The organism is Catenulispora acidiphila DSM 44928, assembly GCF_000024025.1.
GTDB classification, from domain to species: Bacteria; Actinomycetota; Actinomycetes; order Streptomycetales; family Catenulisporaceae; genus Catenulispora; species Catenulispora acidiphila.
Genome location: NC_013131.1, coordinates 8,103,795 through 8,122,774, shown reverse-complemented (window position 1 = coordinate 8,122,774; position 18,980 = coordinate 8,103,795). Strand labels below are relative to the sequence as shown.

The 18,980-nt window shown below is 72.6% G+C and carries 2 protein-coding genes; both read left to right on the top strand.

Annotation, left to right across the window (positions count from 1 at the left end; translation table 11 throughout):
• Positions 1-7: 7 nt before the first annotated feature.
• On the top strand, positions 8-4,984 hold the full coding sequence (locus CACI_RS46480) for a type I polyketide synthase (RefSeq protein WP_015795559.1): 4,977 nt from the start codon (positions 8-10) through the stop codon (positions 4,982-4,984).
• Between the two features lie 11 nt (positions 4,985-4,995).
• Positions 4,996-18,939 carry a type I polyketide synthase gene (locus CACI_RS49365; protein ID WP_015795558.1) on the top strand — a complete coding sequence of 4,648 codons (13,944 nt, stop codon included), beginning with the start codon at positions 4,996-4,998 and terminating at the stop codon, positions 18,937-18,939.
• The last annotated feature ends 41 nt before the right edge of the window (positions 18,940-18,980 follow it).

Sequence of the window (18,980 nt, the reverse complement as noted above, 5' to 3'; positions counted from 1 at the left end):
TAGCACCGTGACCGAGGACAGACTGCGCGCCTATCTCAAGCGCGTCACCGTCGACCTCGCCGAGGCGCGCCGCCGCCTGGCCGAGGCGGACGGCGATCGGCACGAGCCGATCGCCGTGATCGGGATGGCCTGCCGGTACCCCGGCGGCGTCCGGACGCCCGAGGAGTTCTGGACCTTGCTGAGCGAGGGCCGGGACACCGTCGCGGACGTGCCGAAGGCGCGCTGGGACATCGAGGAGTACTACGACCCCGAGCGCAGTTCGGTCGGCGGCGTCTACACCAAGCAGGGCGCCTTCCTGGACGACATCGCAGGGTTCGATGCCGGGTTCTTCGGGCTCTCGCCGCAGGAGGCGTTCCGGATGGATCCCCAGCAGCGCCTGCTGATGGAGCTGATGTGGGAAGGGATGGAGGACGCCGGTACGACACCGGCGTCGCTGGCCGGAAGCCGGACCGGCGTGATGGTCGGGCTGATGGACACCGTGCAGTACGGACGGCTGGAGATGGAGCGGACCGGTCCTTCGGTGGCCGCGGATCCGCTGTTCGGGCAAGGGGTCTCGACGTCGGTCGCGGCCGGACGGCTGGCGTACCAGTACGACCTGCGCGGCCCGACGCTGACCATCGACACGGCGTGCTCCTCCTCGCTGGTCGGCGTGCACCTCGCCGCCGAGGCGCTGCGGCGCGGCGAGTGCGACATGGCGGTCGCGGCGGGCGCGTACCTGGTGATCCGCCCCGACACCTTCGTGCAGGGCTGCGCGACCTCGATGCTCGCGGTCGACGGACGCTGCAAGACCTTCGACGCCTCCGCCGACGGCTACGTGCTCGGCGAGGGCGGCGGGCTGGTGGTGCTGGAGCGGCTGTCCTCGGCGCTGGCGAATGGCCGCCGGATCCGCGCGATCGTGCGCGGCTCGGCGGTCAACCAGGACGGCCGTAGCAATGGCCTGACAGCACCGAACCGCGGCGCGCAGGTCGATGTGATCCGGCGCGCGCAGGCGGCGGCGGGCGTCGCCCCTGACGAGGTCGCGTACGTGGAGGCGCACGGCTCCGGCACGAAGCTCGGCGACGCGATCGAGCTCTCGGCGCTGCACGACGTGTTCGCCACCTCGCGCGACGCCGAGCGTCCGCTCCTGGTCGGCGCGGTGAAGACGAACATCGGCCACACGCAGTCGGCGGCGGGCGTCGCCGGACTGATCAAAACGGTGCTGGTGCTGGAGAACGGCGTCGCACCGGCGAACCGGAACCTGGAGGATCCCTCGGACGCCATCCCGGGGGACGGCACGGTGCGGCCGCTCGCAGCGGCTGCGGACCTGCCCGCGGGGCGGGTGGTGGCCGGGGTGAGTTCGTTCGGCTGGTCCGGGACGAACGCCCATGTGGTGGTGGAGACGGCGCCGGCGGCGGGGGAGGCGGAAGAGGGAGACGGTCAGGGGGCTGATGGTCTCGCCGCGGACCCGCTGCCGGCGCGCACGAACGGTTTCATCACGTTGCCGATATCGGCCGCGAGCACGACTGCTTTGCAGGAGCGTGCCGGCGGCCTGGCAACGGTTCTGACTGAGCGGCCGGATGTGGACTTGGCCGATATCGCCCACACCCTGCAGCACGGCCGAGCCGGACTCGACTACCGAGCCGGCGTGGTCGCCCTCGATCGCGCCGATGCCATTCGCCAGCTGACAGCACTCACTTCTGGCATCGAGGCGAAGCGGCGCCCCAAGATCGCCTTCCTACTCCCTGGAACCGGCGACCAATACGCCGGCTTGGGTCGCGAGCTCTATTCCTCAGAGCCCGTATACGCCGCCGCCATCGACGAGTGCCTGACCATCGCCGAGGAGCGGTGCGGCGTCGATCTTCGCCCTCTGATGTTCTCCTCGCCATCCACCGCCGCATCCGGCGATCTGGCTGCTCTGCTCGGGCGCGAGAACACTCCCGCCTCTGAGCCGGATCCGCTCGCGCACGCCGAGCTCTCCCATCCCTACCTGTTCACCGTCGAATACGCGCTCGCGAAGCTGCTCGAAGCGTGGGGCGTGCGGCCGGACGTGCTGGTCGGCTACAGCCTCGGCGAGTACGTCGCGGCGTGCCTGGCCGGCGTGCTGACGCTCGGCGACGCGCTGCACGTGGTGGTCGAGCGGGCGCGGCTGATCGCCACGGCCCGGGCCGGGCGGATGCTCGCGGTCGCCGCCGACGAGGCGCGCGTGCGCTCCGCGCTGGCCGAGAGCGGGGCGCGGGTGGACGTCGCGGCGCTGACCGGACCGACGATGACGGTCGTCAGCGGTACCGAGGACCAGGTCGACGTGCTCGCCGAGGCGCTGCGCGGGGCGGGGGTGGCGTGCCGTCCGCTGCGCAGCGAGCACGCGTTCCACTCCTCGCTGCTGGCGCCGGTGCGCGACAAGCTGGCGGCGCTGCTGGACTCGGTGCCGCGCGCGGTTCCGACGACCACGATCGTGTCGAACACCACCGGCAGCGCGCTGACCGCCGAGCAGGCGGCGTCGGGGGAGTACTGGGGCGACCACCTGGTCAGCCCGATCCGCTTCGCCGACAGCGTGCGCTACTGCGTGGAGCAGGGCGTTGACGTCTTCATCGAGCTCGGCGCCGGCGCCACCCTCGGCGGCCTGGTCCGCCAGAACCTCGCCGGCGCCGGTGGCGCGGCGGTGGTCGGGACGCTGCCCGCCGCCTGGTCGGGCACCGCTGGCGCGCCGGACGTGCGGCTCGACATGGCGGGCACGCGTGCCCGGCTGTGGGAGCAGGGGCTGCCGGTGGTGTGGCCCGAAGGCGGACGCACGGTCAGCCTGCCGCCGTATCCGTTCCAACGCACGGCTTTCTGGCCGGAACAGAACCCTGATGCACTCGCGACGGACCGCTCGAGGCCTTCCCGCCCCACGGACCTGGCATACGTACCGGCATGGCGCCGCGACGTCACCGGCAGCGCCCCGAATGCTCTCCCGCTGGACGGCCCACTGGTGATCTTCGCCGCCGACGAAGGACTCGCCGACCTCGCCGAGGCGGCGGGCGTCCCGGTGATCGAGGTCATCCCCGGCACCGAGCTCAAGCGCGAAGGACGCCGCCTGACGATCGACATCGCGACCCCCGAGCACTACCGCGAAGCCTTCACCGGCCTCCCCGCCGACGGACCCCTGCACGTAGTCCACGCCTGGAGCACCCGCACAACAGCCGCCGACGACGCCGCACTCCGCCACTCGATCAAGCTCGGCTTCGACAGCCTCCTACTGACAGTGCAAGCACTCGGCGCACTGCCCACGCCCCGCCCGATCCACCTGCTGACAGTCAGCCGCAACGCGCTGGACGTCCACGGCGGCGACGCAACCGCCCCCCACCAGGCAGCCGTCCACGGCCTCGGGCGGGTGGTCCACCACGAAATCAAAACCCTGACCTGGCACGGCATCGACCTGGACGACGCTCATGGTCCGGTAGATCTGGTCGCCGAACTCTTGACGCCAGATCCCGAACCCACCCTCGCCGCCCGCCGCCGAGGCCGCCGCTGGACCCAGGATTGGGCCGAGCTGCCGATCAGCGAGAGCGCCACGGCGGCTGGTTCTGCTCGAACCTCGGGCGCGACCGCGCTCGCGACCCCGGCTGGCTCTGCGGGAACCTCAGCTGCGACCGCCTCCCCGGCTGGTTCTGCTGGAATCTCGGGCGCGACCGCCACCGAGACCGCGGCTGGTTCTGCTGGAGCCTCAGCGGTGACCGTCTCCCCGGCTGGTTCTGCTCGAACTTCGGGCGCGACCGCCACCGAGACTGTGGCTGGTTCTGCGAAAACCTCAGCCGCGACCGCCCCCGCGGCTGGTGCTGCGGACACCCTGCATAGGGCTGCCACTCCCTGGCGCCCCGAAGGCACCTACCTCATCACCGGCGGCACCCGAGGCCTCGGCCTCACCCTCGCGCACCACCTCGTCCGCGCCGGAGTCCGCAGGCTTGCCCTCGTCGGTCGTAGCCGCCCCGACCGCACCGCTCCCGGTATCGCAGCCCTCGAAGCCGTCGGTGCCGAGGTTCTCCTCCTCGCCGCCGACGCTGGCGTGCCCGACGCCCTGCGCGCCGCCCTGACCGAGACCCGTCGTCACTTCGGCGCGCTCACCGGTGTCATCCACGCCGCGGGACTCCCGGCCGGCGGCATGGCTCAGCGGCGCGCGGTCGCCGATGCCGAAAGCGTCCTCGCGCCCAAGATCCTCGCGATGGGACCGCTGGCCGAACTCGTCGGTCCGGCCACGCCCGAAGCTGAGCGGCCCGAACTCCTCGTCCTGTACTCCTCCGCGGTCACCGTCTTCGGCGGCATCGGTGAGGGCGATTACTGCGCGGCCAACACCGTCCTGGACGCCTACGCCGCCGCTCTCGCGGCCGACGCCCCGACCACCAGAATCGTCTCCGTAGCCTGGGGTCCCTGGCTCCATGACGCCTGGCAGTCCGCCGCTCCCGCCAGCGGCCTGGCCGACCGCGCCGCCGCCTACCGTCGCCGCTACGGCTTCAGCGACGACGCCGGCTGCGCCCTCCTGGACCGCATCCTCCTCAGCGACGCCGGAATCGGCAGTGTCATCGCCGTCCGGCAGCGCCTGGAGGACTCGCGCCGGGAGTGGGCTGCGATGGTCGACCTCGATTCCCTCGTGGACGCCAGCGCTGTCGCCCCGGCGACCGAGCGCTTTCCGCGTCCGCAGCTGCGTACCGAGTACGTCGCGCCGCGCAGTGAACGTGAGCGGGCCGTGGCCGAGATCTGGCAGGCCTATCTCGGCATCGAGCGCGTGGGGGTGCACGACCCGTTCTTCGACCTCGGGGGGAACTCGCTGGTCGGGATGGCCATGGTGCTGGCCGTCGAGAAGGAGCTGGGTCTGGCGATCGCGCCGGCCCTGCTGTTCGAGCACCCCACCGTCGCGGCGTTCTCCGCCGCGCTGGATCCCGCCGGGGGCAAGGCCGCCGCGCGGGAGCTGATCGCCACGTCTTCGGCCCGGGGGCATCGCCGCCGCCGGGCCCGTATGGGAAATGACTGAGGGGACTGACCGTGAACGACCGTCTCAGTGAGACTTCCGAGTCCGACCAGACTGACAGCCCCTCCGGCACCGACATCGCGATCGTCGGCATGGCGGGGCGGTTCCCCGGAGCCGCCGACGTCGGCGCGCTGTGGACCGGTATCCGCGCCGGCGCCTCGGGTCTGACCCGCTTCAGCGACGCCGAGCTGCGCGCCGCCGGCGTCGCCGAGGATGTCCTCGCCGATCCCGCCTACGTCAAGGCCGCGCCGGTCGTGGACGGTATCGAGCAGTTCGACGCCGGTTTCTTCGGGGTGAACCCGAAAGAGGCGCAGATCCTCGACCCGCAGCACCGCCTCTTCCTCGAGCACTGTTGGGAGGCGCTGGAGGACGCGGCCTGCGACCCGGCGCGCTTCGACGGACTGATCGGCGTCATCGCCGGCAGCGCCTGGAGCTCCTACCTGACCAACAACCTCGAGCCCTCCGGCGTCGGGCAGTCGCTCGGCGAGATGGCCGTCGGCCTGGCCAACGACCGCGACTCGCTGACCACCCGCGCCGCGCACTCCCTGGGCCTGACCGGGCCCAGCTACACCGTGCAGAGCTACTGCTCCACCTCGCTGGTCGCGGTCTGCGCCGCCGCCACCGCGCTGGCCAACTTCGAGGCCGACCTGATGCTGGCCGGCGGCGTCGCGCTGGCGGTCCCGCACCGCGTCGGCTACCTCTACCAGCCCGGCGGCATCAACCCGCCGGACGGCGAGTGCCGCGCGTTCGACGCCGCGGGCCTGGGCAGCCCGATCGGCAACGGCGTCGGCGTGGTCGCGCTGCGCCGCCTGGAGGACGCCCTCGCCGACGGCGACCGCGTCTACGCCGTGATCCGCGGCTGGGCGGTCAACAACGACGGCGGCCGCAAGGTCGGGTTCACCGCGCCCGGCGTGCAGGGCCAAGCCGCGGTGATCGCCGAGGCGCTCGCCGCCGCCGGCCTGGAGCCCGCCGACGTCGGCTACGTCGAGGCGCACGGCACCGGCACCGCCCTCGGCGACGCCGCCGAACTCGCCGCCCTCCAACAGGTCTTCGACGGCGCCTCGCTCCGCATCGGCTCGGTGAAGTCCAACCTGGGCCACCTGGACCGCGCCGCCGGCGTGACCAACCTGATCAAGGGCGCGCTGGTCCTGTACCGCGGCGAGATCCCGCCGACCCGCAACTTCACCGACCCCAACCCGCAGCTCGGCGCCGGCGGTGCCGAGCTGGAGGTGGTCACCGAGCTGACGCCCTGGCCGCGCACGCCCGAAACGGTCCGCCGGGTCGGCGTCAGCGCCTTCGGCATCGGCGGCACCAACGCGCACGTCGTGCTCCAGGAAGCGCCGCTGCCGACACCGGTCAAGGCAGACGAGGCGAACGCGCCCGAGCCCCGCCCCGAAGTCCTCATCTGGTCCGCGCGCTCGGCCGAAGCCGCCGACGCCATGACCGCGAAGCTCGCCGCGCACCTCGCCGACACCGCCAACACCGCTGATACCGCTGACACCCTCACAGACGTCGCGAACACCCTCCAGACTGGCCGCAAAGTCTTTGAACATCGCCGCATCGCGGTCGGTGCGACAACCGCCGCTCTGGCCGCAGCTCTGCAGGAAAACAATGTCCTGACACGCGCCGACGGCCGCTCCGACCGCGAGATCGCCTTCCTGATCGCCGGCACCGGCGAGCAGTACCCGGGCCTGGCCGAGGACCTGTACCGCACCGAGCCGGTCTTCCGTGACGTCCTGGACGAATGCCGCGCAGTCCTCCAGGACAAGCTCGGCCGCGACCCGCTGACCGAGATGCTGCGTCCGCGCGACACCACCATCAGCGGCGACCTGAGCCGCCTGCTCGGCCGCGGCGCCATCGAGGAAAGCGCCGAAGGCCAGGCGACGGCGATCCTCCAGCCCGCCTTGTTCGCCGTCGAATACGCGCTGGCCAAGCTGCTGGAATCCTGGGGCATCCGCCCCGGCGTGATCGTCGGCTACAGCCTCGGCGAATACGTCGCCGCCACACTGTCCGGCGTCCTGTCGCTGTCCGACGCCCTCGCGCTGGTCGCCCACCGCGCACAGCTCATCGACGCGCAGCCGCACGGCGCGATGGCCGCCGTCCCGCTGGCCGCCGCCGACGTCGCCGCGCGCATCGCGCGCGCCGGTATCGCAGAGCTCGACGTCGCCGCCGTCAACGGTCCCGAGCTCACCGTGGTCGCCGGTACCGCCGAAGCGGTCGCCGCCCTGACCGCCCTGCTGGAGCCCGACGCGATCCCGGTCCGCGTGCTGACCACCACGCACGCCTTCCACTCCTCGATGCTCGCCGGCCTCAAGGACGAGCTGACTGCCTGGGTCGCCGCGAACATCACCACCCAGGCACCGCAGACCCCTTACTTGTCCAACGTCACCGGTACCGCCGTGACCACCGAGCAGGTCGCCGACCCAGGCTACTGGGCCGAGCACATGTGCGCGCCGGTCCAGTTCGACGCGATGCTCGCCGAGCTGCTGAACGCCGGGGACGCGGTGCTGCTGGAGATCGGTCCGGGACCGTCGCTGGGGACCATGGCGCGCGGACACCGCGCTTGCGCCCCCGACCGGTGGCCGCTGATCGTCCCGACGCTGCCGGGCCGCGCTGACCCGCGCTCGGGCGCGACGGTGCTCGCCGAGGCGCTCGGACGGCTGTGGCTGACCGGCGTGCCGGTCGACTGGTCCGGCTACCGCGACGGCCGGACGGCGGCGCGCGTGAGCCTGCCGACGTACCAGTTCCAGCGCCAGCGCTACTGGATCGACGCACCGGCCGGCGGCCGCGCGGCGGCGAAGCCCGCCTCGACCGCGCCGCTGACCGGACCGGTCGCCGACGCCGAGCACGTCCAGCTGCTGAGCCCGCGCTGGACGGCCGCCGAGCTCACCGGGACCGCGACGACGCCGGACCGCTACGTCGTCCTCGGCACATCAGGGCTCGCCGACGGTATCGCGACTGCGCTGCGCGCCGACGGTGCGGACGTCGCAGTGGTCGGCGACAGCTTCGGTACCGACCACGCCGGATCCAGCACCACGGTCATCGACTTGCGTGCCCTCACCACGACTGCCGAGCCCGATGTTCTGGTCCCGCAGCTGGCCGCAGCTCTCGACGCGTGGGGCAGCACCAACGGCACCACCCGCTACTTCGTCGCGACCACCGGCGGCCACGCCGTCGCCGACGGCGAACTCCCGACCGTCGCCCAAGCGGGCCTCGCCGCGATGCCCGCCGTCGCGAACCAGGAATACCTGAACCTCGACTGCCGCGCCGTCGACCTCGATCCGCAGGCCTCGCCTGAGGAATCGGCGCGCGCTCTCGCCACCGAAGCCCGCGGCGACAGCGAGGAGATCCTGGTCGCCTATCGCGACGGCCGGCGCCACATCCGCGAGTACGTGTCCGGCCTCCCCGGCGGCGAGCCGGTCCCGGTCCGCTCCGGCGGCACCTACCTGATCACCGGCGGCCTCGGCGACGTCGGCCTGCTGGTCGCCGGCCACCTGGCGACCGCCGGCGCGGCGCGGCTCGTGCTGGCCAGCCGTGGCGGTATCCCGACTGGTTCCGGCGACCGCCGCTCCGACGGAGTGCGCAGGCTGACCGACCGCGGCGTCGAGGTCCTGACCCCGCAGCTCGACGTCACCGACGCGGCAGCCGTCCGCGCGCTGTTCGCCGAACTCGGCAAGGTCGACGGTGTCATCCACGCCGCCGCGACCACGAGCCCTGACACCTTCCGTGCGCTGCGCGACCTGGACGCCGACACCGTCGCGACCCACTTCGGCGCCAAGGTGAACGGCGCGTTGGTGCTGCGCGACGTCCTGTCCGAGCTGTCGGCAGAACAGAGCCCTGACTTCTGTCTGCTCTTCTCCTCGACCTCCTCGATCCTCGGCGGCATCACCTTCGGTTCCTACGCCGCCGCCAACGCCGCGCTCACCGCTGTCGCAGAGCTCGGCGATACCTCAGAGCTCGGCGATACCTCCTCCACGCGCTGGCTCGCCGCGGCCTGGGACACCTGGTCGATCACCCTGGAGCGCCTCCAGTCCGGCTTCGGCGCCGGCATGGCCGCGCACTCCATGAGCAACGACCAGGCGTTCGCCGCCCTCGACGCGCTGCTGGCCAAGCCGCGTGCCGCCACCGCCGTCGTCGCCGGCGGCCTCGGCGACCGCCTGCCGCGCGCCTCCGCGCTCCTGGACGCCGCGATCGGCACCGGCGAGCGCTTCCCGCGCCCCGAACTCGCGCAGCCCTACACCGCGCCGCTCACCGCGACCGAGCGCGCGCTGACCGAGCTGTGGTCCGACGTCCTGGGCATCGAGCCGGTCGGGACCCGCGACGCCTTCTTCGACCTCGGCGGCAACTCGCTGCTGGCGCTGCAGATGCTGGCGTTGGTGAAGAAGCGCTTCGGGGTCTCGGTCCCGGCGGTGCAGCTCTTCGAGGCGCCGACCGTGCAGACCCTGGCCGCGATCCTGGAGGGCGAAGGCGGGCAGAGCACGCAGAGCACGACGGCGCCGATCGTCGCGCAACGCCCGATCGTCCGCGCCGGCACCGAGGACGATCGCCTGATCGCGGTCGTCGGCATGGCCGGCCGCTTCCCCGGCGCGCCGAACGTCGAGGCGTTCTGGCGCAACGTCCGCGAGGGCGTGGAGTCGATCAGCTTCTTCAGCGAGGAGGAGTTGCTCGCCTCCGGCGTCTCCGCCGAGGAGTTCGCCGATCCCGCCTACGTCCGGGCCCGTCCGGTCCTGGACGAGGTCTCGGGCTTCGACGCCGCGTTCTTCGGCATGAACCCGCGCATGGCCACTCTGACCGACCCGCAGCAGCGGCTGTTCCTGGAGGTCTGCTGGGAGGCGCTGGAGCAGTCCGGCTACGTCGTGCCGGAGCTGCGCGGACGCGTCGGCGTCTACGGCGGCGCCAACATCAGCAGCTACCTGATGCGCATGCCGGAGCAGATGACCAGCGGAGACTTCAGCGTCTACGAGGTCATCATGGGCAACGACAAGGACGCCCTGACGACCACCGTGTCCTACCTGCTCGACCTGTACGGTCCCAGCGTCGCGGTGCAGACCTTCTGCTCCACCTCGCTGGTCGCCACCCACCTGGCGATCCAGAGCCTGCGCAGCGGCGAGTCCGACATGGCGATCGCCGGCGGCGTCTCGGTCCGCGTGCCGGACAAGATCGGGCACGAATACATGCCCGGCGGCATGGAGTCGCCCGACGGCCACGTCCGCACTTTCGACGCCGAGGCGCGCGGCAGCATGTTCGGCGACGGCGCCGCGGCGGTCGTGCTCAAGCGGCTGTCCGACGCCGTCCGCGACGGCGACCACATCTGGTCGGTGATCCGCGGCTCGGCGATGAACAACGACGGCGCGCTCAAGGTCGGCTTCACCGCGCCCAGCGTCATCGGGCAGTCGCGGGTGATCGTGGACGCCATGGCCGACGCCGGGGTCACCGGCGAGGACATCAGCTACATCGAGGCGCACGGCACCGCCACCGAACTCGGCGACCCCATCGAGGTGACGGCCCTGACCCGGGCCTTCGGCGAGACCGGCGCCAAGCAGTACTGCCCGATCGGCTCGGTGAAGACCAACGTCGGCCACCTGGACCGCGCCGCCGGTGTCACAGGTCTGATCAAGACCTCGCTGGCGCTCAAGGACCAGGTGATCCCGCCGAGCCTGCACTACACCGCGCCGAACCCGCGGATCGACTTCGCGAACAGCCCGTTCTACGTCAACACCGAGCTGACGCCGTGGCGCACCCGCGACGGACGTCCAGCGCTGGCCGGTCTGAACTCGCTCGGCATGGGCGGCACGAACGTGCACCTCGTGGTGCAGCAGGCGCCGGTGCGCGCTCTCGCCGACCCGGCGGACGCCGCGTCCTCGCGCCGCTACCAGGTGGTGCCGCTGTCCGCGCGCACCCCGGCGGCGGTCGAGGCGAGCGCGAGTCAGCTCGCTGACTTCCTCGCCGACGCGCCGCAGACCCGCCTGATCGACCTCGCCTACACCATGCAGGTCGGCCGTAAGCGCTTCGACCACCGCCGCGCGCTGGTCGCCGACGGCTTGGCCACCGTGCAGACCAAGCTGCGCGAGGGCGACCTGCTCGGCCGCGTGGACGCGGTGACGGGGCGTCCCGTGGCGTTCCTGTTCTCCGGCGTGGGGGAGCAGTACCCGGGACTGGTCCGGGAGCTTTACCAGCGTGAGCCGGTGTTCCGGGCGCGGCTTGACGAATGCCTGGACCAACTGCGGACCCTGATTCCCGATGCGGACCTGAAGGATCTGCTGACCGGCGCGCGCGGCGGCGGCTCGGATCTGGCTGCGCTGCTGGGTCGTGGCGACGGTTCCCACGACGAGCGCGCGGCGCTGTTGGAGCGCACCGAGGTGGTGCAGCCCGCGTTGTTCGCCGTCGAGTACGCCCTTGCCAGGACCCTGATGACCTGGGGTGTGCAGCCGAAGCTGATGCTCGGCTACAGCCTCGGCGAGTACGTCGCGGCCTGCCTGTCCGGCGTCCTGTCCCTGTCGGACGCTCTCAAACTCGTCGCGCACCGTGCCGAGCTGATCTCCACGATCGAGGCCGGCGCCATGACCGCGGTCTCGGCGACCCCCGCCGACCTCGCTCCCTACAAGCTGGCCGAGCGCGGTCTGGACATCGCCGCGCTCAACGGTCCGCAGGTGACGGTCGTCGCCGGTCCGCTGGAGGCGATGGAGGCCTTCGTCGCCGAACTGCGCGAGGCCGAGATCCCGCACCGCGCGTTGAGCACCACGCACGCCTTCCACTCGCGGATGCTGGAGCCGATCCAGGACCGGCTCACCGCATGGGTCGCGGCGAACGTGACTCTGAACGCGCCCCAAATCCCTTACCTGTCCAACGTTTCCGGCAACCGGGTCAGCGCCGAGGACGCGACCGACCCGGCGTACTGGGCCCGGCACATGTGCCGCACGGTCCGCTTCGGCGACGCGATCGCGGCGCTGCTGGCCGACCCGGAACTGGCAATCCTGGAGATCGGGCCGGGCCAGTCGCTCGGCACGATGATCCGCGGCGCGAAGTGCCCGCCGGACCGCTGGCCGCTGATCCTGGCCACGCTGCCCGCCGCCGACGACAAGCGCCCGGACGACCAGGCGTTCACCGAGGCGCTGGCGCGGCTGTGGCTGGTCGGCGCGGACCCGGACTGGGTGACGTACCAGGGCCGGAACATTCAGAACCCTGACACGCAGCCCGATCCGCTGCTGCCCGGCCGCATCCCGCTGCCCACCTACCCGTTCCAGCGCCAGCGGTACTGGACCGAGATCCCCGGGACCGCGACCACGGTGACCGCGCCCAAGCGCACCGCGCTGCCCGGGCCCGCAGCCGCAGCTGGAGCCGCCGCCGGAGCTGCCGCCGCCAAGCCGCAGGCCAAGCCCGAGCCCGAGGAAGTCCTCGTCGAGGTGCTGCGGCCGCGCTGGTCCGCCGCGCCGATCGCGGCCGGTGCCGGGGCGCTGGGCAAGGTCGTGCTGGTCGCCGACACCGGCGGCGTCGCCGAGGCGCTGAGCGAGGTGCTGACCGCCTCCGGCGCCGAGGTCGTCACCGTCTCCGGCGGCACGGCGCTGACCCGCGAGGAGCACGCCGCGATCGTGGCCCGCGAAGCCGCCGAGGACCGCACCACGGTCGTCGATCTGCGGCTGCTGGACCGGCCCGCCGGCGACGCGGCCGACCTCGACGGCCGGGACGTCGTCCAGCCGCTGGCCCGGCTGCTGGACGCCTGGGGCAGCGACGGCACCGGCAGTGCCCGGATGCTCGTTGCCACCCGCGGTGGCCAGCCGGTCGGCGGCGACGTGCCGCGTCCGGCGCAGCACGCCGCGGCGGTGCTGCAGGTCGTCGCCAACCTCGAATACCTGAACCTGGAGTGCGGCACCGTCGACGTCGGCGCGGACGCCGACGCGCCGACCGTCGCCGCCGCGCTGGCCGCCGAGATCGGCCGGCCCTCCGACGTCGACGACGTCCTGGTCGGCTACCGCGACGGCGAGCGGCACGTGCGCGACTACGTGCCCGCCGACGCCGCGCCCGCCGAGCCGGTGCACCGGATCCGCAGCGGCGGCAGCTACCTGATCACCGGCGGCCTCGGCGACCTCGGCATGATCCTGGCCGAGCACTTCGCCGCCTCCGGCGCCGGACGGCTGATCCTGACCAGCCGCACCGGCTCTCCCGCCGGCGGCAGCCGCCTGGACCGGCTGGAGGCGCTGCGGGCGTCCGGGGTCGAGATCCTGACCCCGGCAGTGGACGTCACCGACGCCGACGCGATGCGCGCGGTCCTCGCCGACGCTCTGGCCGACGGCCGCCGCCTCGACGGCATCGTGCACGCCGCCGCCGTCACCCACCCGGACACCTTCCGCGCCCTGCGCGCGGTCGACGACGAGGCGGTCGGGCTGCACTTCGGCGCGAAGGTCGGCGGCGCCCTGGTCCTGGACACACTCCTGGCCGAATTGGATGAGACTCAGGCTCCTGAGTTCTGCCTGCTTTTCTCCTCCACCTCCTCGATCCTCGGCGGCATCGCCTTCGCCTGCTACGCCGGCGGCAACGCGGCGCTGGCGGCGATCGGCCAGCGCAACCACGCGCGCTTCGCCGCTGGGCAGTCCCCGACCCGCTGGATCTCCACCAGCTGGGACACCTGGTCGGTGACCATCGACAGCCACCACGTCGGCGCGGTCATGGTCAAGCACTCGATGACCCGCGAGCAGGCACTGGCGGCGTTCGACGCCACGCTCGCCGGTCCAGGACCGTCCCTGGTCGTCGCGGCCGGCGGGCTGACCGACCGGCTGCCGCGCGCCATGACCCTCACCGACGTGATCGGCGGCGGCGAGAAGTTCCCGCGCCCCGATCTGCCGCAGCCCTACAGCGCGCCGTCCACCGACACCGAGCGCTCGCTGGCCGACCTGTGGTCGCACCTGCTCGGCGTGGAGCCGGTCGGCGTCAAGGACGCGTTCTTCGACCTCGGCGGCAACTCGCTGCTGGCGCTGCAGATGCTGGCGCTGGTCAAGAAGCGCTTCGGCGTCGCGATCCCGGCGGTGACTCTCTTCGAGGCGCCGACCGTGCAAGGGCTCGCGGCGATCCTGGACAACCAGGGCGCGACCGACAAGGAAGCGGCGGGCCGGATCGCCGCGCAGCGAGCCGAGCGTCCGGCTGCGGTCGGCGGCATCGGCTCGGCGAGCCGGGTCGCCTCCGACGACGATCGGCGCATCGCGGTCATCGGCATGGCCGGGCGGTTCCCCGGCGCCACCGACGTCGAGACGTTCTGGACGAACGTGCGCGGCGGCGTCGAGACGATCAGCTTCTTCACCGACGAGGAACTGCTCGCCTCCGGCGTCACGCCCGAGGAACTGGCGGACCCGGCGTATGTGCGGGCCCGGCCGGTCCTGCCGGACGTCCGCGGCTTCGACGCCTCCTTCTTCGGCATGAGCCCGCGCATGGCGGCGCTCACCGACCCGCAGCAGCGGCTGTTCTTGGAAGTCTGCTGGGAAGCGCTGGAGCAAGCGGGCTACGCCGCGCCCGAAGGCCGCAGCCGCGTCGGGGTCTACGGCGGGTCCAACATCAGCACCTATCTGATGCGGCACCCGGAGATCCTCGCGGACCCGGAGTTCAGCGTCTACGAGGTCCTGATGGGCAACGACAAGGACGCGCTCACCACGACCGTCTCCTACCTGCTGGACCTGTACGGACCGAGCATCGCGGTGCAGACGTTCTGCTCCACCTCGCTGGTCGCCACACACATGGCCGTGCAGGCTCTGCGCAACGGCGAGTGCGAGATCGCCCTGGCCGGCGGTTCCTCGGTGCACGTCCCGGAGAAGGTCGGCCACCGCTTCGAAGCCGGCGGCATGGCCTCCCCGGACGGCCACGTCCGCACCTTCGACGCCGGCGCGCGCGGCAGCATGTTCGGCGACGGCGCGGCGGTCGTGGCGCTCAAGCGCCTGTCCGACGCGCTGCGCGACGGCGACCACATCTGGTCGGTCATCCGCGGCACGGCGGTCAACAACGACGGCGCGCTGAAGGTCGGCTTCACCGCCCCGAGCGTGGTGGGCCAGTCCTCGGTCGTCATCGAGGCGATGGCCGACGCCGGGGTCACCGGCGAGGACATCAGCTACATCGAGGCGCACGGCACGGCCACCGAACTCGGCGACCCGATCGAGGTCGCGGCGCTCACCCGGGCGTTCGGCGACACCGACGCCAAGCAGTACTGCCCGATCGGCTCGGTGAAGACCAACGTCGGCCACCTGGACCGCGCGGCCGGCGTCACGGGTCTGATCAAGACCTCGCTGGCGCTGACCGACCAGATGATCCCGGCGAGCCTGCACTACGAGACGCCGAACCCGAACATCGACTTCGAGGACAGCCCGTTCTACGTCAACACCGAGCTGGCGCCGTGGCAGACCCGCGACGGACGCCCGCCGATCGCCGGGATCAACTCCCTGGGCATGGGTGGGACGAACGTCCACGTGGTCGTCGAGCGCGCGCCTGAGCGGGTGCCCGCCGAGCCCTCGGACCCCAACGCCGTGCGCCGCTTCCACGTCGTGCCGATGTCGGCGCGCAACTCTGGCGCCGTCGAGGCGGCCGGGGAACGGCTCGGCGCGCACCTGCTGGGCAACCCGGATCTGCGGCTGCGCGACGTCGCCTACACGATGCAGGCCGGGCGCAAGCTGTTCGAGCACCGGCGCGCGGTCGTCGCCGACGGGATCGAGCAGCTGGCCGCCGCGCTGACCGGACCGGACAAGTCCGCGGTGCTGGGACGGCTGGACACCACGACGAGCCGCCCGGTGGCGTTCCTGTTCTCCGGCGTGGGGGAGCAGTACCCCGGGATGGTGCGCGAGCTCTACCGGCGCGAGCCGGTGTTCCGGACGCTGCTGGACGAGTGCTTGGAGCATCTGCGGGTCCTGATTCCCGACGCGGACCTGAAGGATCTGCTGACCGGAACGCGTGGCGGCGGCACGGATCTGGCTGCCCTGCTGGGTCGGAGCGGCGGTTCCCAGGACGAGCGGGCGTCGGCGTTGGAGCGCACCGAGGTGGTGCAGCCCGCGTTGTTCGCCGTCGAGTACGCCCTTGCCAGGACCCTGATGACCTGGGGCGTGCAGCCGAAGCTGATGCTCGGCTACAGCCTCGGCGAGTACGTCGCCGCCTGCCTGTCCGGGGTGCTGTCGCTGTCCGACGCTTTGGCGCTGGTCGCGCAGCGGGCCAAGCTCATCGGCGCGCAGCCCGGCGGCGGGATGGCGGCGGTGTCGCTGTCGCCGAAGGGACTGGAGAAGTACGGCTTGGCCGCGCGCGGGCTGGACATCGCGGCGGTCAACGGGCCCGAGGTCACCGTCGTCGCCGGTCCCGACGAGGCGCTGGCGGCGCTGGGTGCGGAGCTGCTGGAGGCGGAGATCCCGTTCCGCGCGCTGCAGACCACGCACGCCTTCCACAGCCGGATGCTGGAGCCGGTGCGCGAAGCGCTCACCGCGTGGGTGAAGACGAACGTGACGCTGAACGCACCGCGCGTGCCGTACATCTCCAACACCACCGGCACGCGGGTCACCACCGAGCAGGTGACCGACCCCGGCTACTGGGCCCGGCACATGTGCCAGCCGGTGCAGTTCGCTACCGCCATCAGCACCCTGCTTGCCGATCCGGACCTGGCTGTCGTGGAGATCGGACCCGGTCAGTCGCTCGGCGCGCTGGTGCGTGCCGCGGGCTGCCCGCCGGAGCGCTGGTCGACGATCGTCAGCACCCTGCCGGCCGCCGGCGACGGCCGCGCCGACGACGCGGTGCTGACGGACTGCCTGGCGCGGCTGTGGCTGGTCGGCGCCGACCTGGACTGGCCGACGCTGTACGACCGGCAGCCCGGCGCACGGCCCGAGGACCCGGCGACCGTGCCGAACCGCGTGCCGCTGCCGACGTACGCCTTCCAGCGGCAGGAGCACTGGATCGACACGCCGATGCGGCCCGCGCTGTACACCGGCGGGATCGCTGGCGGCGGCAGCGGCAGCGGCGAGACGACGCTGGAGACGGTCGCGGACCTGCCGAAGCTGCCGGAGGAGCAGTGGCTGCACCTTCCGGTGTGGCGGCAGACCGCGGCACCGGCGGCGGTGGATCTGCCCGAGTCCTGGCTGGTGTTCAGCCGTGACGGGGTCGCCGACCGCGTGGTCGAGCGGCTGCGGGGCAGCGGCGCGGCGGTGACGGTGGTGCGACCGGGTGCGGCTTACGCCGAGGGCGACTACGCCATCCGGCCCGGAAACCTGGACGACACCCGGCAGCTGCTGCGCGACCTGCGGGTGGCCGGCGGCGTGCCCTCGCGAGTGGTGCACCTGTGGGCCCTCGGCTCCTCCGACCCGGTGGTCGACGGACTGCACACGTTGGTGGCGCTCGCCCGGGCCGCCGGCGAGGTCGGCGTCGACGACTGGGCGCTCGACGTGGTCACCGCCGGCGCACAGCAGGTGCTGCCCGGCGACGCCACCGACCCGCTCGCGGCCACCCTCACCGGTCCCGCGCTGGTGGTCCCGGTCGAGTACCCGAGCGTGACCGCGCGCCTGATCGACCTCGACGCGCAGCCGACCCCCAAGACGGTCGCCGCGCTGACCGCCGAACTCGCCCGCCCCGCCGCCGACCGCATCGTGGCGCTGCGTCATGGCCGGCGCTGGGTGTGCGGGTTCGAGACGATGCCGGAGGAAGCGCTGCCGAGTGCTGCTCCGGCGCTCGCTGCGGGCTCGGCTTCGGCGCCCGTGGTCGCGGATCAGGCCTCTGGCATCCTCCGCGAATCCGGTGTCTACCTGATCACCGGCGGCCTCGGCGGCATCGCACTGGGCATGGCCGAGCGCCTGGCCGCGGAGTGCCACGCCAAGCTTGTGCTCTTTGGCCGCACCGGTCTTCCGCCGCGCGAGCAGTGGTCTGCCATCGTTTCCGGCGACCAGAGCACCGACGAGCCCACGCGGGAGCGCGTCCGCAAGGTCCAGGCGCTCCTCGACCTCGGCGCGGACGTCGAGATCGTCGTCGGCGACCTGGGCCGTCCCGAGGACGTGCGACGCGCCGTCACCACCGCCCTCGACCGCTTCGGCGCCCTGCACGGCGTCCTGCACGCCGCCGGCCTGCCCGGCATGGGCCTGATGCAGTTCAAGGAGCCCGGCGAGCTGGACACGGTGCTCGCTCCGAAGGTCGCCGGGACGCTCGCGCTGGCCGAGGCGCTGCACTTCGGCGAGCCGGAGGAGATCCCGCTGGACTTCCTGGTCCTGTTCTCCTCGATCACCTCCGCCACCGGCGGCGGTCCCGGCCAGGTCGACTACTGCTCGGCCAACGCGTTCCTGGACGCCTTCGCCGCGCAGCAGTCCGCCGCCGGGCGGCCGGTCGTCTCCGTGGACTGGGGCGAGTGGCTGTGGAACGCGTGGTCGGCCGGTCTGGACGGCTACGCCGAAGGGCTGCGCAGCTTCCTGGAGGAGAACCGGACGCGCATCGGCATCGGCTTCGACGAGGGCTGGCGCTGCCTGCTGCGGGCGCTGGCCTCCGGGGAGCCGCGAGTCGTGGTCTCCACTCAGGATTTCGGCTCGTTGGTACGTCTGAGTGCCGAGTTCACGCTGGACGCGGTCGCCGCCACGGCGGCGCTCGACGGCGGCGCGCTGCACCCGCGGCCGGAGCTGATGACGCCGTTCCAGGAGCCCGAGGGCGCCACCGAGGAGACCATCGCCCGGATGTGGCGCGAGTCGCTGCGGCTGGACGGCGTCGGCGCCCTGGACAACTTCTTCGAGCTCGGCGGCAACTCGCTGCTCGGGGTCACGATCGTCACCGCCCTGCGCAAGGAGTTCGGGCTCGACGACCTGCCGCCGCACACCCTGTATGAGGCGCCGACCGTGGCCGCGCTGGCCGAGGTCGTCGACAAGGCCCGCTCCGGGGCGCCGATCCCGATGCAGGACGCCGACGCCGGCGTCCGGGCCCAGCTGCGCCGGTCCGGCGTCCGCACCGCGGCCGCGCGCCGGCGCTCCAGCTGAGCCGGCCTGGTTCTGCCAACCGATCACGAAAGTTAGAAAGG